Here is a 24,643-nt window from a genome sequence, read left to right on the forward strand (position 1 = left end):
CCTATGAACATCGCAAGCGACAACGTTCTCGACGCGCCCGTGGCGGCGCAGTACACCAACCCCTCCGACTTCGCGTCCCTGCTGGACAAGGAGTTCAAGCCCAAGACCGACGAGGCCCGCGACGCCGTCGAAGCGGCCGTGCGCACGCTGGCCGAACAGGCGCTCGTCAATGCCGCGACCATGACCGACGATGCCTACAGCAGCATCGAAGCCATCATTGCGGAGATCGACCGCAAGCTCTCGGAGCAGATCAACCTCGTGCTGCACAAGGACGAGTTCCAGAAGGTCGAGTCGGCCTGGCGCGGCATGCACCACCTGGTCTACAACACGGAGACGGACGAGAAGCTCAAGATCCGCTTCATGGATGTGTCCAAGGACGAGGTGCGCCGCACGCTTCGCCGCCACAAGGGCATTGCCTGGGACCAGAGCCCGATCTTCAAGCGCATCTACGAGGAGGAATACGGCCAGCTTGGCGGCGAGCCGTACGGCTGTCTCGTGGCGGACTACTACTTCGACCACACGCCCCCCGATGTCGAACTGCTGGGCGCCATCGCCAAGATCTCGGCTGCCTCGCATGCGCCGTTCATCGCGGGCTCGGCCCCGTCGCTGCTCGGCATGGAGTCGTGGCAGGAACTCGCGAACCCTCGCGACCTCGCGAAGATCACCTCGAACCTGGAGCATGCGCCCTGGAATTCGCTGCGCAGCACCGAGGACTCGCGCTACGTCGGCCTCGCGATGCCGCGCTTCCTCGCGCGCCTGCCCTATGGCGCAAAGACCAATCCGGTCGACGAGTTCGATTTCGAAGAAGAAACCGAAGGCGCGGACCACAGGAACTACGTCTGGAGCAACGCGGCCTACGCGATGGCCGTCAACATCAACCGCAGCTTCAAGCTCTACGGCTGGTGCACGATGATCCGCGGCGTGGAGTCGGGCGGCACGGTGGAGAACCTGCCGTGCCATACCTTCCCGACCGACGACGGCGGTTTCGACATGAAGTGCCCGACCGAGATCGCCATCTCCGACCGCCGGGAGGCCGAACTCGCCAAGGCGGGCTTGATTCCCCTCGTGCATCGCAAGAACACCGACCACGCCGCGTTCATCGGCGCGCAATCGGTCCAGAAGCCGCAGGAGTACATGGACCCCGACGCGACGGCCAATGCCAACCTGTCGGCGCGGTTGCCGTACCTGTTCGCCAGCACCCGCTTTGCGCATTACCTCAAGTGCATCGTGCGCGACAAGATCGGCTCCTTCAAGGAGCGCGAGGACATGCAGCGCTGGCTCAACGAATGGATCATGCATTACGTCGATGCCGACCCCGCCAACTCATCGCAGGAGACCAAGGCCCGCAGGCCGCTCGCAGCCGCCGAGGTGGTGGTGGAAGACATCGAGGGCAACCCCGGCTACTACGGCGCGAAGTTCTTCCTGCGCCCGCATTTCCAGCTCGAAGGGCTGACCGTTTCGCTGCGCCTCGTCGCGAAATTGCCCTCTCTCAAGGACGCGGCCTGACCGGCATCGCTTCCAACGTTTTTCGAATCGTTCGATGAAGTGGCGCGCAGACGCCACCCGCAAAGCCGCTCGAAGCGCCGAAAGAGCGCTCGGGCATCTGTCAAACATTGAAAAAACCAAGCTCAGGGAGTTTTTATGGCACAAGATATTTTTCTGAAGATCAACGGCATCGAAGGTGAATCCCAGGATTCCGATCACAAGAACGAGATCGAGGTACTGGCCTTCAACTGGAAAGCCTTCCAGGAATCGACCATGCACGCCGGTTCGGGCGGTGGTGCCGGCAAGGCCACGGTCGAGGACCTGGAGTTCGAGCATTACGTCGATCGCTCGAGTCCCAACCTGATGAAGTACTGCCTCACCGGCAAGCACGTCCAGGAAGCGAAGCTCACCATCCGCAAGGCCGGCGGCAACCCGCTGGAGTACCTGAAGTTCACGTTCTCCGACGTGATCATCACCACGATCCATCCGTTCGGTTCGAACTCCGACGAGATGCGCGTCAAGGAGCGCGTTCGCCTGTCGTTCTCCAAGATCAAGCAGGAGTACTCGGTGCAGAACGCGCAGGGCGGCAGCGGCGGCGCGGTCACCGCCGGCTACGACATCAAGGGCAACAAGGAGTCCTGACAGCCAAGGCCAGGCCCTGAACCGATTCAGGGCCTTTCGACTTCGGACGGCGCGGTGCACGAAAGTGCGGCGCGCTGCCTGCGGTCGATCCTTTCGACCGGTTGCATCACCCCTTTTTTCTCATGCTCTTCAACCTGCCTTGTGCCCGGCGAATCGCTTCGCGGCGATGGCTGCCCGTGGTGCTTACGCCGCTGGTTCTCGCGCTTTCGCTGGTCGCCGCCGTGTCTTCGCATGCCCAGTTCTCCGATCCCAGGGAGCAGACCCGGCTCGACATCACGATCACCGCAGAGGCCGGCGTCAACCCCGATGACAAGGGCAGGGCGGCGCCCATCCTGGTACGCCTCTATGAGCTCAAGTCGGAGGGCACCTTCGAATCCGCCGACTACTTTTCTCTCTCCGGCAACGACAAGGCCGTGATCGGCAGCGACCTGCTCGTGCGGGACGAATTCATCCTGCGGCCCGGCGAGGTCAAGACCATCCGCCGCAAGTCGCACCCCGACCTCGGCGCCATCGGCATCGTCGCGGGCTATCGCGACCTCGCGCAAGCCGATTGGCGCGTGGTGCAGAAGATCGACCCCGCACCGGAAGTCGCCTGGTATCGCTCGGTCCTGCCGGCCAACAAGGTCAAGTTGCAGATCGCCCTTCAAGCCAAGGGCATCCAGCTCATTCCCCTCAAGTAAGCCCACGGCTTGCAAGCACAACGATCGATCTCATGAGTTGGTACAACAAAGTCGCCTGGAGCGAAGGGCTCTTCCTGCGCCCGCAGCTGTTTCAGCAGCAGGAGCGCTACCTCGAACACCTCGCGCACAAGCGCACGGCATCGCTCAGTCCGTTCTACTGGGGCTTCAATCACTACAGCATCGACGCGGAGTCGTTGTCCCTCGGCAAGCTCGTGCTCGCCAGCGCCGCCGGCATTTTTTCGGACGGCACGCCGTTCGATGCGCCGGCCCAGACGCTCCCGCCCGCACCGCTCACCATCCTTCCGGAGCATCTGGAGCAGGTCATCCATCTGGCCGTGCCCATCCGCACGCCCAACGGCGAGGAAACCACGTTCGACGATGTGCTGGCATCCGCTGCGTCGCTCGCGCGCTTCTCGGTTTTCGACATCGAGTTGCGCGACGCGAACTCCATCGGCCAGGGCCCGAAGACGGTGCAACTCTCCCGCCTGCGCTTGCGCCTGCTGCCGCAACGTGAACTCACGGATGCATGGATCGGCCTTCCGCTCGCCAAGGTGACCGTGCTGCGTTCCGACGGGAGCATCGCGATCGATCCCCACCTGATACCGCCCGTTGCCGGCTACGGCGCGAGCCCGCTGCTGACCGATTGGGTGACGAATTTGCACGGCCTGTGCCGGCTTCGCGCGCAGTCTCTCGCGGCGCGACTCAGCGGCAACGATGGCAAGTCGAGCGAGGCGGCCGAGGTGTCCGACTTCCTGCTGCTGCAGATCCTCAATCGCTACGAGCCCTTGTTCGAGCACTGGCTGCGTGTGCGGGAGACTTCGCCGGAGGTTCTCTACACCGCGCTGTGCACGCTCAGCGGGGAGCTTGCGACGTTCGTGCGCGCGAGCACGCGCCGCCCCGCCGCGCACCCGGCCTACCAGCACATCGATCCGTGTCTCTCGTTCAGGGAACTGATGGGCGACGTGCAGGCGCTGCTCAACGACGTGCTGGTGCGCAGCGCGCAGAGCATTCCCCTGGCCAATCGCGCCAACGGCGTGCGTGTGGCGAGCGTCGAGCCGTCCGAACTGCAAGGTTTCTCCAGCCTCGTGTTCGCCGTGGCTGCCCATACGCCGCCCGATCAACTGGCCAGCCAGTTTCCGGCGCGCTGCAAGGTCGGGCCGAGCGACCGGCTCGCCGAACTCATCCGTTCGCACCTGCCGGGCATTCCATTGCAGACGCTGCCGGTGCCACCGCGCCAGATTCCTTTCAACGCAGGGTTTGTCTATTTCCAGATCGACTCGCGCGGGCCGCTCTGGGAGCACATGGTCAAGCACGGCGGGCTCGCGCTGCACGTGGCGGGTGAGTTCCCCGGTCTGCGCATGGAGCTGTGGGGCGTGCGCGAAAAATGACACCAATCCTTGACGACACCATGCGCGATCAGGAAACGCCCAACGGCGTCCCGGGCGACGCCGATCCGGTCGACGGCTCGTGGCCGGATGATCAGCCAGGGGAGGTGCATCTCGCTCCGGAATCGCCGATGCAGGCGCGTCTCGCTGCAGTGGCTGCCGCTCGGAATCCCCTGCTCGAAGCAGCCCAGCCTCTGCTGCGCGCATTGGCGGACATGCCCGCGATGCTCGGCACCGAAGGCGTCACGGTCCTTCATCGGCTGCTGGAGCGCGAGGTCGCGATTTTCCAGTCGCTGTGCAGCAGCGCGCAGATCCGGCACGAGCATGTCGTGGCCGCGAGCTATTCGTTGTGCACAGCGCTCGACGAGTCGGCCAACAGCACCGAATGGGGCGGCGGCAAGAACGGCGAAGCCGGCATCTGGGCCGGGCAGCAACTGGCCGCGAAGTTTCACGGCGACACCAAGGGCGGCGACAAGTTCTTCCTGCTGGTGGGACGCCTGGCGGCCAGCCCGCAGGAACACGTCGATCTGCTCGAGCTGATGTACCAGGTGCTCGGGCTCGGGTTCGAGGGGCGCTTCAGCACCGCGGCCAACGGACGTCGGCAGCTCGAGACGGTTCGCCATCGGCTGTTCACGCTGCTCGGGACCGCGCGCGGCGATGTGCCGCACGACCTTTCTCCGCACTGGCGGGGTGTGGGGGCCGGCACATTCCGGTTGCTGCGCAGCGTGCCGGTCTGGCTGACGGCCTCGCTGCTGGCGCTGGTCTTGTGCGGACTGTTCGCTTGGTACAAGTACCAGCTGCTGCGGATGAGTGCCGACGTGGCGCATCGCATCGCCGCCATCGGCCAGATGCGTCCGCCACCGGTGCCCCCGGCGCCGCCGGTCAAACCGCTGCGCTTGAAAGAACTGCTGGCACCCGAGATCGCGCGGGGCACGGTGAGCGTGGAAGAAGACGAGCGCCGCAGCGCGGTGAGCTTCAGGGGCGACGACATGTTCGTCCCCGGCCAGGCGCGTCTGAACGCACGGATTCTTTTGGTCCTGGCCAAGGTGGCGGACGAGATCAACCAGGTCTCGGGCTCGGTGCAGGTCACCGGCCACTCCGACAACCGGCCGATCAAGACCCGCGAGTTTCCCGACAACCAGGTCCTGAGCGAGAAGCGTGCCGAAGCCGTCGCCGCCGTGCTGCAGGAGAAGGGCGTGGTGGCTTCGCGCATACGCACCGAAGGACGGGGCGACACGATGCCGGTTGCCGACAGCGCAACGGCCGCGGGACGCGCCAGGAATCGACGCGTCGACATCGTCGTCACCCAGGGCGATGGCAACAACGCCGTGCGAGCCGCCTCACCCTCGCCAGCGCCGCGCTAGAGGCGACTCGGGAATCACTCATGCAATACATCAAAAAATTCCTGGCATTTCTTTTTTCCCGGCAGATGCTGGCCTTCCTCGCCATGGTGCTGCTGGCAATGGCGATCTGGTTCGTCGGTCCGTTGCTCGCCGTCGACGGACTGCGGCCGCTGGCGCCGGTCGGTGTGCGGGTGACTTTCATCGTGCTGCTGCTGGTGCTGGGCATCCTCTGGCTGGTCTCGGGTCCGTACAGCCTGGTGGGAGTCGCTGCGCTGTGCTTGCTGCTGTGGCAGGCGGGCCCCTTGCTGGAGATCGGCACTGCAAAGCCGCTGGCTCCAGCCTGGGTGCGCGTGGCGATCATCGGCGCGATCCTGCTGCTGTATGCGCTGTACTGGCTCTACCGTCTCTGGCAGGCGCTGCGCAACAACGAGGACCTGCTCGCACGCGTCCTGAGCTTCGGAAAGGACGTAGGCAAGGACGAGACCGGCAGGGAAGAGATCAAGACGGTCACCACCGCGGTCACTCGCGCATTGGCACAGCTCAAGGGCATGCGCGGCCGCGGTGGATTGCGCCGCCTGCTCGAGGGCCGGCGCTATCTGTACGAGTTGCCCTGGTACATGATCGTCGGCAGCTCCGGCACGGGAAAGACCACGGCGCTGCTCAACGCGGGAATGCAGTTTCCGCTGGCGAGGCAGATGGGTAATGCGTCCAAGCGCGTGGTGTTCAAGTCCGAAGGCGGCACGCTGCATTGCGACTGGTGGTTTGCCAACGAGGCCGTGCTGATCGACACGGCCGGCCGCTACACAACGCAGGAAAGCGATCCCGTGATCGATCCGCTCGAGTGGCGCGGTTTTCTCGGCCTGCTGCGCAAGCACCGCACGCGCGCACCGCTCAACGGTGTGATCGTTGCGCTCAACGCCGCCGAACTGCTGACCATGACCGAGATGGAGCGCGCCGAGCATGCGGGCATGGTGCGCGACCGCCTGACCGATCTGCGCCAGGAGCTGGGCATTCGCTTTCCCGTGTACGTCGTCGTCACGAAGATGGACCTGCTGCGGGGTTTCAGCGAGTACTTCCAGTCACTCACCAGCGAAGGGCGCATGCAGGCCTGGGGCTTCACGCTGCCGTTCAACGGCATGAAGAACGCGCGCGCCACAGCGCAGGTTCGCGAGACCTTGCGCACGCAAGTCGAAGCGGAGCTGGCCTTGCTCAAGGACCGGCTCGCCGACGGCTTGCGCGCGCGGCTGAACGAAGAGTTCGACGTAGAACGCCGCAAGCGCCTGTTTGCATTGCCGCAGGAACTGGCGGGGTTGGCGGTGCCGCTGGTGCCGATGCTCGACGAGATCTTTCTGGTCTCGCGTTTCGACAGGACGCAACTGCACGACACGCTGCGTGGTGTGTATTTCACGAGCGGCGCGCAAGCCCACGCGGAAGTGCCAGCCGACCCGGGCACGCTGCTTCAGCGGTTGCAGCGCAGCCTCGGCCTGTCGCCACCCCCGAACCCGCAGGCGGCCGGCACGGCCCCGGGGCGGGGGCAGCAGGGCTTCTTCCTCCAGGACCTGCTGACCAAGGTCATCATCCCGGAAGCGCATCTCGTGAGGCCCAACCTCCGCTGGGAATTCCGATTCCGGCTGCTGCGCCTGACGGGGCATGCGCTGTCGGTGGTGATCTTCCTGTGGTTGGCCAGCGCGCTGGCCCTGAGCTTCGGCAACAACCGCCAGTACCTGGGCACCGTCGGGCAGCGCACCGATGTGCTCGCGGGCCAGGTGCGCGCGCTGCTGGGCAACTTCAAGCCCGCGGGTGTGCCGGATGTGCTCAATGGCGCCAGCGAGTTGCCTGGCTACACAGGCCTGGACATCGACAACCCGCCGGGCAGCTTTCTCTACGGCCTGTACACCGTGCCGCCGGTGCTGGCGGCGACGGGCGAAACCTATGCGCAGTTGCAGGACCACACCTTGCTGCCGACCATCCTGCAGCGCATGGAGGCCGTGCTGACGCAGAGCATGAAGGACGGCGATGCCAAGACGGCCTATGAAACCCTGCGCGTCTACAAGCTCCTGCACGACAGGGACCACTACATGAAGGGCGGCGCGCGGGACGTCCGCAACTGGGTGCTCAAGGACTGGGAGCAGGCCGACAGCGCCGCGGCCTTCGGCGGACGCGCGTCGATGGTGGGCCATGTGACGGCGCTCTTTTCCGGCGAGCGTCCGGTCCAGGCTGCGTCGCTGCCTAACGAAGGGCTGGTGCGCGCGGTTCAGGACTTCCTGAACGGCAACACCTCGACCCAGCGCGTGTACGAGCGCGCCAAGGCGGCCATGCTGCCCGATGCGCCGCAGGAGTTCACGCTGGTCCGCGCGGTCGGGCCGCAGGCCGGCACGGTGTTCTCGCGCGCCGGTGGCCTCCCGCTCGAAAAGGGCGTGCCGGGTCTCTTCACCTATGACGGATACCACGACGTCTTCAGCAAGCGTCTGCCGGAATTCGTCGGGCAGGCGATCGACGACGATGCCTGGGTCATGGGGCGGGGAGCATCCGGGCCGCTCGACGCGGCGGCTCGCAAGCTGCAGAACGATCCCTTGCTCGACGACATCCGCCGCCAGTACCTGAGCGAGTACGCCCAGCAATGGGAGGCCTTCCTCGAATCGATTCGCACGGTCAGCGGCAGCGACACCACGGGCACCAGCCTGGGCTTCGACCTGGGCGTGCTGCGGCAGTTTGCCGCGCCCGATTCACCGCTGGCCCGGCTGGCGCGTGCGGCTGCGCGCGAGACCACGCTGTCGCGTCCCTTGGTCGTGGGTGCGCAGGAAGAGAAGGGCTTCCTGGACAAGGCCTCCGACGAACTGAGCAAGAAGACCAGCGCGATCGGCAGGAATCTGGGCATTCGCGCCGAGGAGCGGCTCGAAAAGCAGATCGTCGACAACCGCTTCGCCGCGCTGCGCGAGGTCGTGACCGGCCAGCCGGACATCGGTGCGGGGAATGTCGGCACTGCCGGTGCCAAACCCGGGCTCGAAACCATCTCGGGCCTCGTTAACGAGTTCTACACCTTGCTCGTCGTGGCCGACACGGCGCTCACGGCGGGCAGCTTGCCACCCGGCGGCTCCGAGGTCGGCGCGCGCCTGAAGCTGGAAGCCGGAAAGCTCCCGGCGCCATTTCGGGAGGTGCTGACCGCGCTGGCCACCAGCGGCGGCGACAAGGTGGTGCTGGGCGCCACCGGCATCCTGCGCACCCAGGCGCAGCAGCAACTGGACCGCATCATGGGCCTGATGGCGATGCAGGTCGGCGAGCCCTGCAGGCGCGGCGTGGAAGGGCGCTATCCGCTGGCTGCCGTCGCGCAGGACGCGTCCATCGAGGACTTCACGCTGGTCTTCGCGGCGGGCGGCGCAGCGGACGAGTTCTTCAACAAGTACCTGGCTTCGTACGTCGACACCAGCGTGCGTCCCTGGCGCTACAAGGACCCGAGCGTGGCCAACGCCATGGTCGGCGCGGAAGCCGCCCCCGGCGGTGCAGTGGTGTCGCCTGCGACCACAGGCCCGACCTTGCTCGGCGAGCTGCTCAAGCTGCTGGCCCAGAGCGGGCCGAACCTCGATGCCTTCTATCGCGCGCAACAGATTCGCGATCTGTTCTTTCGCGATGCCGGCGGCAAGAGGCTGGCGTGGAAGATGGACCTGCGGGTGCTCGAGCTGGAGCCCAGCATCACCGACCTGCTCATCGACATCGATGGACAGGGGCAGCGCTACATCCATGGCCCGGTGCAGGCGTTCGCCGTCAACTGGCCGGGGCCGCGCGGCGGCGCGATGGCGGAGATCACCGCGAACCCGCGAATCTCGGGGCCGACCTCGACCTTTCTGGCCAACGGTCCGTGGGCGCTGTTCCGGTTGCTCGAAAAGGGCCGCATCGTGAACACGGCAACGCCGGGACGGCTGAGCGTCGAGTACGCGTTCGATGGCCGCAAGGCGCTGATCGACGTCAGTTCCGGCAGCCAGCCCAATCCGCTCAACAGCGATGTGCTCAAGGGCTTCCGCTGCCCGGGACGGGCGGCGTGATCCCATGCTGAAAAAACTGATCGCCCCCTGGTGCATTCTTCCGCCGGCCATCTGGGGCAAGTTGCCGGACCACGCGGACTTCGTGCGCAGCGGCGTGCGCCATGGGGAAGCGGAGGCATGGATGCTGTGGCTCGCACAGCAAGGCTTCAACGCCGAAGCCGGCGTCGCCGCCAGGGCCGTGTCCGCGCCGGTCGCTTTCGTGCTGCCTGCCGGTGACTTGTCGTTTGCACGGCGACGGTTCGTGTTCGGCGTGATGGCGCCGTCTATCGACAAGGTGGGGCGCTCCCATCCCCTGGTGATCTATCAGCAAGCACACCCGCGCTGGGCCATGCGTCATTTCGAGGCGCAGCGCGATCAGCCGCTCAATTGGCAGTTCTGGCTTGCGCGTGCCGTGGCCCGCCATGCGCGCGCGCAAGGCCATGCCGACTTTCATGCGTTGGAGATCACGGTGCGTGCGTTGTGGGAGGAAAGCTGCAAGATGGAGAAAGGCCACCCCGGACAGCGGACTCGCCGAATGGAAGCCGTGCTCGACCAGGGGATGGGCCCCGCACCCGGTAACGATCCCGCCGCCGGGCTGCACGGCGTTCGCCATCTCCCGTGGGCCGATTGGCCGCATCGCCTGCAAGGCGCGCGTGCCGAAAGCGCGTTCTGGCAGCAAGACGCCGAGGGGCGCTTCATCGGCGCCGCCAACAGGTTGCAGAAGTTGTGGGGCGGCGTGGCATGAATACCGACAACCCTCGTGCGATCAGCGGCAACGTGGCCCCTTTGCTTCTTCGTCTGACGCACAGCGGCGGCGAGGCGCGGAACGCGACCATGCTGATTCCCCCGGCCGGCGCGGGCATGGCCGATGCCCTCCAGTTGTGCGGCGAGCGCCAGAGCGATGCCCAGTGGCGCGTCGCCAATCTGTGCCGCATTGCGTGGCGCGGTGAAGCCGGCGGCTGGCAATTGCTGAATGGAAGCTACACGCTCGTGTGCGCCCACAACGGCGCACGCATCCCGGTCGGCGCGGCGGTGACCGTTGCAGCGGGCGACACGCTCGAACTGGGGTTGCTGCGCTTCGTGCTGGAGTCGGGGGAAGGCGTTGTGCCTGAACAGATGCACGTGGAACCCAGGACATCGGGAGACCGGCTGGATGTGTTCGATCACTGGGCCACCGCGTCTCCGGCGCCGGCAGGGACACCGCGTGGCTTCGATCTGCGCGATCTGCGCGATCTACGCGATCTACGCGATCTGGACGGTCGCGGTAGCGAGCTGCGGATCGATACTTTTGCCGATCCTTTCGGCGTGCTCGACATCGCGGGTGCAAGGTCTCGCCCGGCCGCAGACACCCTGGCCGGCCTGCTCGGCGAAAAGCCGCGACGCGAAGCGCGGCCTGCACCCGCCGCGCGACCACCGGCGCCTCCCGGTTCCGCGGAATCCGTGCTGGACGAATTGCATGAAGAGTTCGTGCGCGTGGTCCAGGACCCCGACCAGCTCGCAGGCCGGATCGATTGGGAAGGATTCGTGGTTTTCGGCGGCGAGACTGCGCCTACGCTGGATGAATTGAGCAAACAGGCCGAGCCCTATGCCTTGCTGCGCGACATCCTGCTGCCGCGCGAAGGCATCGACCAGGTCATCGACGAGTTCGAGCCGCTCGCGCGATCGGGGCTTCTCGAAGCGGAGCCCTCGGAAGATGTGCTGGGCCTGTTCGCGCCAGAGCTGGTTCGCGAGGCCAGGACTTCGTTGCCGAGCCTCACGCGGCGCGAGCACCACGATCTCTCGCCGGACAGCCACGTCCGGATCGGATCGATGCGCGCCGGCGGCGAAGATGGCGAGAAGGAGGGCGCTTCGTGACGCAAACCCCGGCCAAGCCCGCGCTGCAGGAAATGCTCGCGCAATTGCGTGTGACCCCCTGGAAGTTCGGATTTCTCGCGGTGTTGAGGCGCTTCGGCGCCGCCTGGTCAGAACAGCCACCCATCGGACTCGCAAGCCGACCGCAGCAAGAGCCTTTCCGGTTGGGGCAGGCGGCCGCCTTGATCTTTGCGCCGCGCGAGATCGCCGCCGTGGTGCTGCCGGGCGAATCGGCGCAGCGCTTGCCGGGGGCTCCACCCCCGCGCGCCGGGAACAACCCGGCGCTTCCCGTGATGCGCGTGTACGGACTGGGCCTGCTGGGCCCCAACGGGCCGCTTCCGCTGCACTACACGGAACTGGTGCGCGATCGTGCCGAGAATCACAACGACAGCACGTTGGCGGACTTTCTGGACCTCTTCCATCACCGCTACCTCACGCACATGTACCGCGCGTGGGCGCAGAGCCAGGCTGCCGCGGGCCTGGATCGCGCGGAGGATGAAGCTTTCAGCCGCTACGTCGCACGCCTCACGGGTCATGACCCGCTGGAGATCCGCGATTCGGTGTTGCCCGCGCATGCGCGCCTCGCGGCATCCACGCACCTGGGCCGAGAGGCCCGCAACCCCGATGGATTGGCCGCCACAGTGGCCCGGTTCTTCGCGGTGCCCGTGCAGCTTCAGGAGTTCGTGCTGCACTGGATCCGCATCGACGACGAAGACCAGAGCCATCTGGGCCGCGCGCGCGCCTCCAGCGTCATGGGCGCCGGGGCGATCGCGGGGGAGGTCGTGGCCGACCGGCAGAACAAGTTCCGGCTCGTGATCGGGCCGTTGAAGCTCGCTCAGTACCTGCGCTTCACGCCGCGCGGGCAGGACCTCGCGCTGCTCGTGGAATGGGTGCGCGCCTTTGTCGGCCATGAGTTCGTCTGGGAGGTCGAACTGCGCATCCGCAACGACAGCACGCCGCCCGCCCGGCTCGACGACGGGGAGAGGCTCGGATGGTCCACCTGGCTCGGCGGCGCCGAGGGCAGGGGGGCGGGGCAGGCCGCGGCGCGAGCCGCGTCACGAACGGCGGCGCATGCGGCCGACTTCACCGTCGGGATGGTGTTCGAGCCGGAGCAGTACATCGGTTCGCGCTATCGCGACGGCGATGCCCGGACCTTTCATTGACACGTTCACCCGAAATTCATGACCTACGCTGTTACCTCCATCGTGCCGGCCACCGAGCTCGCGCCGTTGAGTGCCCAGGAGCCCTGCGGTCCGAGCCTCGAATACGACGCGGAATACGCCGTGTTGCTCTCGCGCATGTCACCGCGCAGCGACGCGCAGTACGGGCAATTCGTCGGAACGCCGGAGGCGCCCAACTGGGCCGAGATCGAACGCGACTGCCGCCGCCTGCTGCTGCGGACCCGGGACATCAACCTGTTCGTCTGGCTGTGCCGGGCTCGCACGCGGCTGGCCCAGGCCACGGGGCTTGCGCAGTCGCTGAGCGCGCTGTCCGCGGTGCTGGAGCGCTGGCCCGACGCGGTGCATCCACAGATCACGGTGGAAGGAGAGCGCGATCCGGCCGTGCGCGCCAATGCCTTGGCGGCGCTGGCGGACCCTGACGGCTTGTTGGCCGACGTGCGTGAGATCGTCGTCGCGGCGAATGCCGCGAGGCACCTGACGGTGCGCGAAATCGAACGCGCCCGTTCGGTGCCGCGTCCGGCCGATGCGCCGAGTCCCGAATCCGTCGCGCAGCAGCTTGCGCAGTTGCGCCTCGCCTCGAACGGAGGCGCCCATGTGCCGGCGGAGATGCTGTCGCAGGCATCTCGGGCTGCCCGGCAGATCGTGGCCTGGGCGGCGCATCGCCTGGGTCAGGATGCACCGTCGCTGCAGGCACTGATCGATCTCCTGAAACCTTTCGACGAGGTTGTCGAAGCCGCGCCCGAGGCCGAGCCCGTCGAGCATCACGAGCGTGCAACGCGTTCCCACCTTCCCGGCGCCACCTCGCGCGACGACGTTCTTCAATCCATTCGCAATGCGCGCGAGTGGTTTGAAAACCACGAACCCAGCAGCCCGGTGGCGGTACTGCTGAGGCAGGCCGAACACATGGTCGGCAAGCGGTTCGCGCAGGTGGCCGACGCCATTCCACTCGATCTGTTGCGGAAATGGGACTCCGCCGAAGGGCGCCCTTGATGGGAAATGAAATGGAGATGGGCTTCCTGTCGGCCTGTTTCGTCCTGGGACTGCTCGGGGCCGGGCTCGGCGCGTGGGCGTTCTCGCAGGCTGCCCGGGCGCAATTGAAGGCGCAGCGACAGGCATTCGAGCTGGCCAGGGCGCAGGCCCAGTGGGACTTGCACCACGCCTTGTTGTGCGTGCCGCAATGGGTTCAGCGCGCGGCGCGGATCGAACTGGAGCTTCTCGGACGGCAGCACACGGAGCGCCACAAGGCGTTGCTGCGCGAACAGCAGCGTTGGCAATCGGAGCAGGAAACCCAAAGGCAGGCCGAGTGGCGCACGCTGCTGTCGGGCTTGAGCGCGCCGATGCCGCGCGAAAGTGCGCAGCCTGCCGATATCGCTCAGGCGGAAAAGCCGACGCTCGCACCGTTGCCAGCCGCGGCAGCAGCCGCGGCCGCAGCTGATTCTCACGAAGCGATGGAAACGCTTCGGGTGCCTCCAGCGCTCATTCAGTCCCCGGAAGTGCCCGAGCGAGAGCTCAGCGACGAGGAAGTCGACGCATTGCCTCCCGACCTGCCAGCGCCCGTCCGGCCGCAGCGTAGAAAAATGTCGGCGCCAAATAAGCCAATCCTGCGAAATATCTGAGCGCGGCGGCAATTCACCGATTTATTTCGCTGTTTGCGCTGGCGCATGCGACGCAAGGCACTTGATTTGTCGAATACACGTCACCAAGTCTTCCTGCGTCGGCACGGTGCTTGCACGCTCTATAGAATCTTTTTCATGGCAACGAGAATTCCCAAGACTCCCCCCACCCCCCCGGCCCAAAAACCGGCCGGGGATGACGGAGATTCGGTCGTTCTGGAGCGCCGGCCGCAGAAAACTGCGCCGCCCCAGATGTACCAGGTGGTCATGCTGAACGATGACTACACCCCCATGGAGTTCGTGATCGTGGTGCTGCAGGAGTACTTCAGCAAAGACCGCGAAACCGCGACGCAGATCATGTTGAAGATTCACCTGGATGGCCGCGGCGTCTGTGGGGTTTATTCCCGCGACATGGCAGCCACTAAAGTGAATCAGGTCATGGAGGCCGCGCAGCAGGCTGGGCACCCGCTGCAATGTGTCAGTGAGCCAGTTGCGTGAACCTGTTGAATTGCGCAAGCTCCAACCCATCTGAGAACTTATTTACAGCAAGGCAAAAGGAAATCACATGATTGCCCAGGAACTGGAAGTCAGCTTGCACATGGCCTTCGTCGAGGCCCGGCAGCAGCGCCACGAGTTCATCACCGTGGAGCATCTGCTGCTCGCTTTGCTGGACAACCCGAGCGCCGCAGAGGTTCTGCGCGCCTGCTCGGCGAACGTCGACGACCTTCGGGCGTCGCTCACCAACTTCATCAAGGACAACACGCCGCAAGTGGCGGGTACCGACGATGTAGACACCCAGCCCACGCTGGGTTTCCAGCGCGTGATCCAGCGCGCCATCATGCATGTGCAGTCCACCGGCAACGGCAAGAAGGAAGTCACCGGCGCCAACGTGCTGGTCGCGATCTTCGGCGAGAAGGACTCGCACGCGGTCTACTACCTGCACCAGCAGGGCGTGACCCGCCTCGATGTGGTGAACTTCATTGCCCACGGCATCAAGAAGAGCGATCCGCCCGAAGCCGTCAAGGGCAGCGGCGAAGCGCCTCAAGGTGAAGGCGAAGAGGGCGGCGGCGAGCGCAACGAGAAGGCATCGCCGCTCGAGCAGTTCACCCAGAACCTCAACCAGCTCGCCAAGGACGGCAAGATCGATCCGCTGATCGGCCGCGAATACGAGGTCGAGCGCGTCATCCAGATCCTGTGCCGCCGGCGCAAGAACAACCCGCTGCTCGTGGGCGAGGCCGGCGTCGGCAAGACCGCGATTGCAGAAGGTCTCGCATGGCGCATCACGCAGGGCGACGTGCCCGAGATCCTCGCCGAGGCGCAGGTCTACTCGCTCGACATGGGCGCATTGCTGGCCGGCACCAAGTACCGCGGCGATTTCGAGCAGCGCCTGAAGGGCGTGCTCAAGTCGCTCAAGGACAAGCCGAACGCGGTGCTCTTCATCGACGAAATCCACACGCTGATCGGCGCGGGCGCAGCCTCGGGCGGCACGCTCGATGCGTCGAACCTGCTCAAGCCCGCGCTCTCGAGCGGCCAACTCAAGTGCATCGGCGCGACCACGTTCACCGAATACCGCGGCATCTTCGAGAAGGATGCGGCCCTGTCGCGTCGTTTCCAGAAGGTCGACGTGGTCGAGCCGTCGGTGCAGGAAACCGTCGATATCCTCAAGGGCCTGAAGTCGCGCTTCGAGGAACACCATGGCGTGAAGTACGCGGTGGCAGCCCTGCAGGCCGCCGCCGAGCTCAGCGCCAAGTACATCAATGACCGTCACCTGCCCGACAAGGCGATCGACGTCATCGACGAAGCCGGTGCCGCCCAGCGCATCCTGCCGCCGAGCAAGCGCAAGAAGACCATCAGCAAGACCGAGGTCGAGGAAATCGTCGCGAAGATCGCGCGCATTCCCCCGGCCAACGTCAGCAACGACGACCGCAGCAAGCTGCAGACGATCGAGCGCGACCTGAAGAGCGTGGTGTTCGGCCAGGACAAGGCACTCGAAGTGCTGGCCTCCGCGGTCAAGATGGCGCGTTCGGGCCTGGGCAAGGGCGACAAGCCGATCGGCTCGTTCCTGTTCTCGGGTCCCACGGGCGTCGGCAAGACCGAAGCGGCCAAGCAACTTGCCTACATCATGGGCATCGAGCTGATCCGCTTCGACATGTCGGAGTACATGGAGCGTCACGCGGTGAGCCGCCTGATCGGCGCGCCTCCGGGCTACGTCGGTTTCGACCAGGGCGGTCTCCTGACCGAAGCCGTCACGAAGAAGCCGCATTCGGTGCTGCTGCTCGACGAAATCGAGAAGGCGCATCCGGACATCTTCAACGTGCTGCTGCAGGTGATGGACCATGGCACGCTGACCGACAACAACGGACGCAAGGCCGACTTCCGCAACGTCATCATCATCATGACGACGAATGCGGGCGCCGAGACCATGAACAAGGCGACCATCGGCTTCACCAACCCGCGCCAGGCGGGCGACGAAATGGGCGACATCAAGCGCCTGTTCTCGCCCGAGTTCCGCAACCGGCTGGACGCCATCGTCAACTTCAAGGCGCTCGATGAGAACATCATCCTGCGCGTGGTCGACAAGTTCCTGCTGCAGCTGGAAACGCAACTGGCCGAGAAGAAGGTGGAAGTCACCTTCAGCGACAAGCTGCGCAAGCACCTGGCCAAGAAGGGCTTCGATCCGCTGATGGGCGCGCGTCCGATGCAGCGCCTGATCCAGGACACGATCCGTCGTGCACTGGCCGACGAACTGCTCTTTGGTCGCCTGACCGACGGCGGGCGCCTGGAAGTCGATCTCGACGACAAGGACGAAGTGCTGCTGGACATCCAGCCGCTGTCGAAGAAGGAAGGCAAATCCAAGCCTGAAGCGGAAGAAGCCGCTACGGGGTGATTGGGCTCTCCCCCAGGCTTCGCGCACTTCGTGTCGCTTCGCCAACCCCCTTCCGGGGGCGATACCTGTGGCCCGGCAAAGCCGGTTCCGCGGTATCTCTGGAATGAAGGCAAAGGCCGGTAGCATTCGCTGCCGGCCTTTTTCTTTGGGCGGCCCGAACCCCGCAAGCTCAACCGCACGCCTTTTCCGCCTTCGTTCGCCTTGATCCTCCCCGTCCTCAGCCCCGAATGGAAAACCGGCCTCTCCCTCGCCTGGAGCGGCTACATCGCCGTGCTGTCGATCTGGATCGTGATGCAGAAGCGCGCGCCGGTCTCCACGATGAGCTGGATCCTGTCGCTCGCGCTGCTGCCGTTCGCTGGCTTCGTCATCTATTACTTCCTCGGGCCGCAGCGACTGCGCAAGCAACGCATCAAGCGGCTGCGCAGCCGCGCGGGGGCATCCGCGCAGGCCGATCTCGCCCGCCTGCGCGACGCGGCGCAGAACGCGCCACCGGCGCTGCAGCAGATGGCGCGGCTGGGCACCGCGTCCTGCGGGCTGCCGGTCTCGAGCGCGTCCGATGTGGAACTGCTCTCGGGCGGCGCGCGCACCTTCGATGCCATCTTCGAGGCCGTGCGCGCGGCGAAGGACCACATCCACCTCGAGTACTACATCTTCGAGCCCGACAAGATCGGCACCGCGCTGCGCGACCTCCTGGTCGAACGCGCGAAGGAGGGCGTCGTCGTGCGCCTCTTGCTCGACGCGCTCGGCTCCAAGCGCATCGGCCGCAAGTTCATGGCGCCGCTGCATGAGGCGGGCGTGAAGGTCGCGCTCTTCCACGACACCAAGATCGGCCGGCGCCTGCGCCCGGTGACCAACTACCGCACCCACCGCAAGATCGTGGTGTGCGACGGTCGCGTGGGCTTCACGGGCGGCGTGAACATCACCGACGAGGAAGACAAGCGCACCAACCCCGACGCGTACCACGACGTGCACCTGCGCATCGAGGGCAGTGCGGTGCGCTGGCTGCAAACGACGTTCCTGGAAGACTGGACCTACGCCACCGGCGAAGACCCACGCGGCATGGACGACACGATGGCCGCGATGCTGCCGCAGCTCGATGCGGGCGACATCCCCGTGCAGATCGTGACGAGCGGCCCCGACAACATGCTCGAGCCCATCCACCGCATGCACGTCGAGGCGATCCATTCGGCCACGCACCGCGCCTGGCTCACCACGCCGTACTTCGTGCCCGGCGAGCCCGCGCTCATGGCGCTCACCAGCGCCGCGCTGCGCGGCGTCGATGTGCGCCTGTTGGTGCCGCGCCGCAGCGACTCGGCCATCGTGAGCGCCGCCGCGCGCTCGTACTTCGACGAGCTGATCGCTGCCGGCGTCAAGGTCTGGGAATACAAGGCGCGCATGCTGCACTCCAAGACCTTGGTGGTCGACGAGCATTGCGCGATGATCGGCACCGCGAATTTCGACAACCGCAGCTTCCGGCTCAACTTCGAGGTTTGCGCGGTGGTCTACGGCCCCGAGTTGGCCCGCCCGTTGGCCGCGCAGTTCGAGACCGACCTGCACAGCTCCGGCGCGGTGCGCGCCACCCGGCCCCAGAATTTCTGGCGTCGCCTCGGCGATTCCATTGCGCGCTTGTTTTCACCCCTGCTCTGAATGAACCACACCTTTCTCTGGCACGACTACGAAACCTTCGGCGCCGTGGCGCGTCGCGACCGCCCCTCGCAGTTCGCCGCCATCCGCACCGATGCCGAGCTGAACGAAGTCGGCGAGCCGCTGATGATCTATTGCAAGCCCGCGCCGGACTACCTGCCCAGCCCCGAGGCCTGCCTCATCACCGGCATCACGCCGCAGGTGTGCCTGGAACGCGGCATCCCCGAGCACGACTTCGCCGCGCAGATCGAACGCGCCTTCTCGCAGCCCGCCACCATCGGCGTGGGCTACAACACGATCCGCTTCGACGACGAGGTCACGCGCTTCATGTTCTGGCGCAACCTGATCGACCCCTATGCACGCGAGTGGCAGAACGACTGCGGCCGGTGGGACCTGCTCGACGTGGTGCGCCTGACCTACGCGCTGCGCCCCGAGGGCATCGAGTGGCCGAAGAAGGAAGACGGCAAGCCCAGCTTCAAGCTCGAAGACCTCGCGCGCGCGAACGGCCTGCTGCACGAGTCGGCGCACGATGCGCTCTCCGACGTGCGCGCGACCATCGCGCTGGCGCGGCTCATCCGCGACCGTCAGCCCAAGCTCTTCGACTTCGCTTTCGGCCTGCACAGGAAGGACCGCGTGGCGAGCGAGCTCGGCCTGCCCGCGATGCGCGAGACCGCCAAGCCCTTCCTGCACGTCTCGGGCATGTTCCCGGTCGAGCGCGGCTGCATCGCCGTGATGTGGCCGCTCGCGAGCCACCCCACCAACAAGAACGAACTGCTCGCCTGGGACCTCGCGCACGACCCGAGCGAGTTGCGCGACCTCGATGTCGAGACGCTGCGCTTGCGCCTCTTCACCCGCACGGCCGATCTGCCCGAAGGCGTGGTGCGCCTGCCCGTCAAGGGCATCCACCTGAACAAGTCGCCGATGGTGGTCGGCAACCTGCGCACGCTCGCGCTGCCGATGGCCGAGCGCTGGGGCGTGGACCTGGACACCGCCATGCGCCACGCCGCCATCGCGCGCGACCTGCCCGACATGAGCGCGATCTGGTCGCAGGTGTACGCACGGCCCAAGGAGGCCACGCCCGACGTCGATGAGGACCTGTACGGCGGCTTCGTCGGCAACGCCGACCGCCGGCGCCTGAACCAGCTGCGCGGCCTCTCGGCCGGCGAGCTCGCGAAAGACCGCACCGGCTTCGACGACGGTCGCCTCGAGGAGATCGTCTTCCGCTACCGCGCGCGCAACTGGCCCGAATCGCTCGCGCCCGAAGAAACCGAGCGCTGGGAGGCGCTGCGCGTGGCGCGCCTGTTCCATGGCGAGGGCGGGGCGCGCACCATCGAGCAGCTGTTCAGCGAAGTCGATGCGCTCTCCGAAACGGCGGACGAGCGCGGCGAGGAAATCCTCGGCGCGCTCTACGAATACGCCGAAGCCATCGCGCCCGAAGCCTGAACATTCACGCACGCACACCCGCCCATGGACAAGAACCTCACCATCACCCCCGAGCTTTCCACGGGCCTGGAGGAACACGGGTTGTTCCTTTCGGCGGGTGTCCAGCTGTCGATACCGTTCCGCTTCGAGACGCCGGTGCGCATCTGGCATGCGGTGCGCGTCATCGGCGGGTCGCTGGGCGCGTACACCACGCTTTCGCCGGGCGCCGCGCTCAATGCGGTGCATGTGGGGCGCTACTGCTCGATCGGCGACGGCGTGCAGGTGCTGTCGGACCACCCGTCCGACTGGTTCACCACGCACATGCTGAGCTTCGCGCCGAATTTTCCCGAGCCGTACCGGCATCGACCGATCGGCGGGTTCTGGTCGCATTCGAGCGTGAACATCGGGCATGACGTGTGGATCGGCTCGCGCGTGAGCATCCGCGGCGGCGTGACCATCGGCGACGGCGCGGTGATCGGCGCCGGGGCCATCGTGACCAAGGACGTGGCGCCGTTCACCATCGTCGGCGGCGTGCCGGCGCGCGTGATCCGCCAGCGCTTTCCGGATGCGCTCGTCGAACGCATCCGGGCCTGCCCGTGGTGGGACTGGGACCTGCGCGCCCTGGCGCTCGACTGGCAGCACCCGGAAGAAGCCCAGACCGTGCTCGAAGCCGCCATCGCCGAGGGGCGCGTGCAGCGGTGGGAGCCGGGGTGGCGGCTGCTCGATTTCGGTACGCCGGAAAAAGAAGGGGCGCCTGCGCCGCTCCTCTTTCGACCAGGCTGATCGCGAGGGCGAACGCCATGACAATTATCTCCCGCGCCCGATTGGCATTCGCCGCCGTCGTGATCGGCGCGCTCGCAGGCTGCGGCGCCACGCCTTCCACACCGACGGCAGGCAAGGCCTGCGGCCCCGGTTTCGACACCTTCGAACGCGACACGCTCTTCTTCGGCCGTGCCATACCGGCGGGTGGGCAAGTGTCGGATGCGCAGTGGAGCGGCTTCCTCGACACCACCGTGACCCCCGCGTTCCCGCAAGGGCTCACGGTGCTCGACGCCGTCGGCCAATGGCGCGGTGCCTCGGGCGGCGTGGTGCGCGAGCCTTCCAAGCTCGTCGTGCTGCTGCATCCGCGCAATGCGAAGGATGACGCCGCCATCGCCAACATCATCGACACGTACCGCAAGAATTTCGGCCAGGAGGCGGTGCTGCAGGAAAGGCAATCCGTCTGTGTCCGCTTCTGAAGATCTTCAAGAAAACACCGTGAAGGACAGCAACATCGTCCGTCGCCTGACCGCCGCGGATGCCGCCGCTTATCGCGCCGTGATGCTCGATGCCTACGCCACGCATCCCAGTGCCTTCACCTCCACGGTCGGTGAGCGCGAAGGCCTGCCGCTGAGTTGGTGGGAGAAGCGCCTGGGCGCCGAGAAGGATGCGCCGAGCGTGGTCTTCGGTGCATTCGACGACGCTGGCGCGCTGGTCGGCGCCGCGGGCCTGAGCTTCGAGGACCGGGAGCGCGCGCGCCACAAGGCCACGCTGTTCGGCATGTCGGTGATGGCGTCGGCGCGCCGCGCGGGCTTCGGCCGCCGGCTGGTGCAGGCCGTGCTCGACCATGCACGCGCGCACGGCGGGTTGCGGCTGGTGCAGCTCACGGTGACCGAGGGCAATGCGCCCGCGCAGACGTTGTACGAAAGCTGCGGCTTCCAGGTCTTCGGCGTCGAGCCGATGGCCATTGCGCTCGATGGCGCGCTGCTGGCCAAGGTGCACATGTGGTGCGACCTCGAAGGCGGCGGATCGGCCCCGGCTACTGGGTCGGCTGGGCCGGCAGCCCGCTGAGGTCCTGCGACCAGCCGAGCGCCGAGCGGCACCACTGTTGCCTCTGCGGCGGCAACCGGTCGCGTTCCGCGAGGCTGCCGATGCGCAGCGAGTAGGCGGGCGGCGGATCGATGTCGGGGCTCGAAGCGATCGGCGTTCCGCAGTGCGCGCAGAAACTCTGGCGGCGCCGCGTTCCGCTTTCGGCGGTCTTGACGTAGACCTTGGGCTCGCCGGTCAGCAGGTGGAAGTTTTCGGCCGGCACGGGCGCGGACACGCGATAGGCCGTTCCGGAGAGCACCTGGCAATCGGCGCAGTTGCACAGGCTCACCTTGTCGGGATCGACGTCGGCCTCGTAGGTGATCTGGCCGCAATGGCAGCTGCCGTGGACTTTCATGTCGTCTGTCTCCAGGGATGATTCATCGGGTTCGCACCATCAGCAGGGCCGGGCCATCGGGCGTGGCCACTTCGCCCTGTTCAAGAAAACCGGCGCGCAGGTAGCTGCGGATCGCGCGGTGATTATTCGGCGAAGGATCCGTTTGGACCTTCGTCACTGCCGGGTCTTCGAACAACTGGTCCACGAATGCGCGAACCATCGCACTGCCGAGGCCGCGGTTCAACTGTTCGGCATGCGCGAGGAACTGATCGATGCCGCGCGCGCCCGGATCGCGCTCTTCCTCCTACCAGCCGTTGCCCGAACCCATGACGACGTAGGACTGGATGTAGCCGATCGGCGTGCCGTCCAGCAGGGCGATGTAGGCGCGGTCGGTCGATTCCGGCGACAGCATCGGCGCGTAGTCTTCATCGACTTCCGCCTGCGAAGGCGCCGGGCCCCACCACTCGGTCACGTGCAGCCGGCCCAGCCATTCGCGCAGCAGCGGCAGGTCCGAGGCCTGCATCGGCCGGAAAGCGAAGCCCTGCATGGACTCAGGCCTTGGGATTCATCCAGCTGGTCGCCTGCGCCCGCCCCGGCACGCGCAGTGTCGCTGTGGCCGCCGGCGTTTCCGCCAGCAGCTTGCCCTTGCGAAACACCTTGAGCCGCGTCGCACGCAGTCGGATCGCCTCGACCGCATCGCGCGCCTGCAGCAGCACGAAGCTCGCATCGCAGCCCGCGGCGATGCCGTAGTTCTCCAGATGCATCACACGCGCCGCATTCGACGTCACCGCCTCGAAGCACTGGCGGATGCCGGCCTGGCTCGTCATCTGCGCGACGTGCAGCCCCATGTGCGCCACTTCGAGCATGTCGCCCGAGCCCATGCCGTACCAGGGGTCCATCACGCAGTCGTGGCCGAAGGCGACGTTCACGCCGGCCGCCATGAGCTCGGGCACACGCGTCATGCCGCGGCGTTTGGGATACGTGTCGTGGCGGCCCTGCAGCGTGATGTTGATGAGCGGATTGGCGATGACCGCCACGCCGCTCTGCGCGACCAGCGGCAAGAGCTTGCTCACGTAGTAGTTGTCCATCGAGTGCATCGAGGTGCAGTGCGAGCCCGTCACGCGGCCCTGCAGGCCAAGGCGCTGCGCCTCGAAGGCCAGCGTCTCGATGTGGCGCGAGAGCGGATCGTCGGACTCGTCGCAGTGCATGTCCACCAGCTTGCCGCGCTCGGCGGCCAGCTCGCACAGCAGCTTCACGCTCGCCGCGCCGTCGGCCATGGTGCGCTCGAAATGCGGAATGCCGCCGACCACGTCCACGCCCTTGTCGAGCGCGCGCACGAGGTTCTCGACGCCGCCCTGGGAGCGCAGCACGCCGTCCTGCGGAAAGGCGACCAGTTGCAGGTCGAGGTAGGGCGCGACCTGGCGCTTGACGTCGAGCAGCGCATCGACGGCGAGCAGGCTGGGGTCGCTGGTGTCCACATGCGTGCGGATCGCCAGCAGCCCTTTGGCCACGGCCCAGTCGCAATAGGACAAGGCGCGCTCGATCAGCGCATCGGCCGTGAGCAGCGGCTTGAGCTCGCCCCACAGCGCGATGCCTTCGAGCAGCGTGCCGCTCTCGTTGACGCGCGGCAGGCCGTAGCTCAGCGTGGCGTCCATGTGGAAGTGCGGGTCGACGAAATGCGGCGCGAGCAGCAGGCCTTGCGCATCGAGCTTCTCGTGCGCCGGCGCATCCAGGCCTTCGGTGACCTCGGCGATGCGGCCGTCCTGCACGGCAATCGACATGCCGGTGCGGCCGTCGGGGAGGGTGGCGTTGGTGATGAGGAGGTCGAGCATCGTGTGAGTTCCTGGACTGTCTTTCAGCGCGTGCGCTGCGCCCGATACCGGTACTGCCCCGCCGCAGGCCCCACCTCGATCGTCACCCGCCGCAGCTTGTCGTCGTGACCCGAGTCGGCCTTGGCCGTCACCACGATGCCGCGCGGCGTGGCGCGGCAGGTGATGTCGGTGAGCGCGATTTCCGCGTGGTCGTTGTCGAGTTCGGCGATGGCCACCGTGTGCTCGGCGTGCAGGCCGCCGTTGGCATCGCGGGTCATCCACTGCACGTAGAGGAACGACTGCGCGTACTGGTCCGCATGGACCACGCGGTAGGTGCCCTGGTGGTCCTTGCCCCAGGTGCCGCACAGCTGCACCCAGCTCACGGAATCGGGCGTCTTGAAGGTGTCGTAGCTGTAGTCGCTGCCCAGGGCCTGCGCGACGGTGCCGCCGAATAGGAGCGGTGCGGCGAGCAGGATGGCAGCGGTCGTCTTCATCATC

The 24,643-nt window shown here is 66.5% G+C and carries 21 protein-coding genes and 1 pseudogene; 18 read left to right on the forward strand and 4 right to left on the reverse strand.

All coding sequences use genetic code 11. From position 1 onward, the window contains the following. The first annotated feature begins 3 nt into the window (after positions 1-3). The 18 genes from tssC to ACZYRS_RS16690 all read left to right on the forward strand — a co-directional run bounded on the left by tssC (position 4) and on the right by ACZYRS_RS16690 (position 21,982). The gene (gene tssC / locus ACZYRS_RS16605) at positions 4-1,506 is read left to right on the forward strand and encodes a type VI secretion system contractile sheath large subunit (RefSeq protein WP_463420117.1); all 1,503 of its coding nucleotides are present in this window, start codon (positions 4-6) and stop codon (positions 1,504-1,506) included. A 135-nt stretch (positions 1,507-1,641) separates the two neighbouring features. Further along, positions 1,642-2,127, forward strand: coding sequence for an Hcp family type VI secretion system effector (locus tag ACZYRS_RS16610; protein WP_198788480.1), 486 nt, complete (start codon positions 1,642-1,644; stop codon positions 2,125-2,127). A gap of 122 nt (positions 2,128-2,249) precedes the next feature. Next, positions 2,250-2,807, forward strand: a complete 558-nt coding sequence (gene tssJ / locus ACZYRS_RS16615) for a type VI secretion system lipoprotein TssJ (RefSeq protein WP_463420118.1) — start codon at positions 2,250-2,252, stop codon at positions 2,805-2,807. Between the two features lie 32 nt (positions 2,808-2,839). Beyond that, entirely contained in the window at positions 2,840-4,195 is a 1,356-nt protein-coding gene (gene tssK, locus ACZYRS_RS16620) for a type VI secretion system baseplate subunit TssK (protein WP_198788482.1), read from the forward strand. A gap of 20 nt (positions 4,196-4,215) precedes the next feature. Continuing rightward, entirely contained in the window at positions 4,216-5,556 is a 1,341-nt protein-coding gene (tssL, locus tag ACZYRS_RS16625) for a type VI secretion system protein TssL, long form (RefSeq protein WP_463420119.1), read from the forward strand. Positions 5,557-5,576: 20 nt separating this feature from the next. Further along, entirely contained in the window at positions 5,577-9,575 is a 3,999-nt protein-coding gene (tssM, locus tag ACZYRS_RS16630) for a type VI secretion system membrane subunit TssM (RefSeq protein WP_463420120.1), read from the forward strand. A gap of 4 nt (positions 9,576-9,579) precedes the next feature. Then, positions 9,580-10,299 carry a type VI secretion system-associated protein TagF gene (gene tagF, locus ACZYRS_RS16635; RefSeq protein ID WP_463420121.1) on the forward strand — a complete coding sequence of 240 codons (720 nt, stop codon included), beginning with the start codon at positions 9,580-9,582 and terminating at the stop codon, positions 10,297-10,299. Further along, positions 10,296-11,408: a TagK domain-containing protein gene (locus tag ACZYRS_RS16640; RefSeq protein ID WP_463420122.1), complete on the forward strand. Its 1,113-nt coding sequence runs from the start codon at positions 10,296-10,298 to the stop codon at positions 11,406-11,408. The genes tagF and ACZYRS_RS16640 overlap by 4 nt, the downstream gene beginning before the upstream one ends. 32 nt (positions 11,409-11,440) lie before the next feature. Then, positions 11,441-12,568 carry a type VI secretion system baseplate subunit TssG gene (tssG, locus tag ACZYRS_RS16645; RefSeq protein ID WP_463422495.1) on the forward strand — a complete coding sequence of 376 codons (1,128 nt, stop codon included), beginning with the start codon at positions 11,441-11,443 and terminating at the stop codon, positions 12,566-12,568. Positions 12,569-12,586: 18 nt separating this feature from the next. Beyond that, positions 12,587-13,576, forward strand: coding sequence for a type VI secretion system protein TssA (locus ACZYRS_RS16650; RefSeq protein ID WP_463420123.1), 990 nt, complete (start codon positions 12,587-12,589; stop codon positions 13,574-13,576). Continuing rightward, positions 13,573-14,202: a hypothetical protein gene (locus ACZYRS_RS16655; RefSeq protein ID WP_463420124.1), complete on the forward strand. Its 630-nt coding sequence runs from the start codon at positions 13,573-13,575 to the stop codon at positions 14,200-14,202. Before ACZYRS_RS16650 ends, ACZYRS_RS16655 begins: the two co-directional genes overlap by 4 nt. Before the next feature lie 135 nt (positions 14,203-14,337). Further along, the gene (gene clpS, locus ACZYRS_RS16660; RefSeq protein WP_013541678.1) at positions 14,338-14,697 is read left to right on the forward strand and encodes an ATP-dependent Clp protease adapter ClpS; all 360 of its coding nucleotides are present in this window, start codon (positions 14,338-14,340) and stop codon (positions 14,695-14,697) included. A 67-nt stretch (positions 14,698-14,764) separates the two neighbouring features. After that, positions 14,765-17,086, forward strand: a complete 2,322-nt coding sequence (clpA, locus tag ACZYRS_RS16665) for an ATP-dependent Clp protease ATP-binding subunit ClpA (protein ID WP_198788489.1) — start codon at positions 14,765-14,767, stop codon at positions 17,084-17,086. Between the two features lie 201 nt (positions 17,087-17,287). Beyond that, on the forward strand, positions 17,288-18,733 hold the full coding sequence (gene cls / locus ACZYRS_RS16670) for a cardiolipin synthase (protein WP_463420125.1): 1,446 nt from the start codon (positions 17,288-17,290) through the stop codon (positions 18,731-18,733). Next, entirely contained in the window at positions 18,734-20,173 is a 1,440-nt protein-coding gene (sbcB, locus tag ACZYRS_RS16675) for an exodeoxyribonuclease I (protein ID WP_463420126.1), read from the forward strand. A 24-nt stretch (positions 20,174-20,197) separates the two neighbouring features. Beyond that, positions 20,198-20,935, forward strand: a complete 738-nt coding sequence (locus tag ACZYRS_RS16680) for a CatB-related O-acetyltransferase (RefSeq protein WP_463420127.1) — start codon at positions 20,198-20,200, stop codon at positions 20,933-20,935. Positions 20,936-20,952: 17 nt separating this feature from the next. Beyond that, positions 20,953-21,390 carry a DUF3574 domain-containing protein gene (locus tag ACZYRS_RS16685; RefSeq protein WP_463420128.1) on the forward strand — a complete coding sequence of 146 codons (438 nt, stop codon included), beginning with the start codon at positions 20,953-20,955 and terminating at the stop codon, positions 21,388-21,390. Between the two features lie 19 nt (positions 21,391-21,409). Then, the gene (locus tag ACZYRS_RS16690; RefSeq protein WP_463420129.1) at positions 21,410-21,982 is read left to right on the forward strand and encodes a GNAT family N-acetyltransferase; all 573 of its coding nucleotides are present in this window, start codon (positions 21,410-21,412) and stop codon (positions 21,980-21,982) included. Here the strand turns inward: ACZYRS_RS16690 and ACZYRS_RS16695 are convergent. From ACZYRS_RS16695 to ACZYRS_RS16710, 4 genes and pseudogenes are all read right to left on the reverse strand, one after another. Beyond that, positions 21,951-22,355, reverse strand: coding sequence for a GFA family protein (locus ACZYRS_RS16695; RefSeq protein ID WP_463420130.1), 405 nt, complete (start codon positions 22,353-22,355; stop codon positions 21,951-21,953). The genes ACZYRS_RS16690 and ACZYRS_RS16695 overlap by 32 nt on opposite strands. Positions 22,356-22,377: 22 nt before the next feature. Next, positions 22,378-22,881, reverse strand: a pseudogene (locus ACZYRS_RS16700) (GNAT family N-acetyltransferase). Positions 22,882-22,885: 4 nt separating this feature from the next. Further along, complete coding sequence (locus tag ACZYRS_RS16705) at positions 22,886-24,166, reverse strand: amidohydrolase family protein (RefSeq protein ID WP_463420131.1); 1,281 nt, start codon at positions 24,164-24,166, stop codon at positions 22,886-22,888. Positions 24,167-24,189: 23 nt separating this feature from the next. Further along, entirely contained in the window at positions 24,190-24,642 is a 453-nt protein-coding gene (locus tag ACZYRS_RS16710; RefSeq protein WP_463420132.1) for a hypothetical protein, read from the reverse strand. Position 24,643: the final 1 nt, after the last annotated feature.

The organism is Variovorax sp. AC194 (assembly GCF_979257995.1).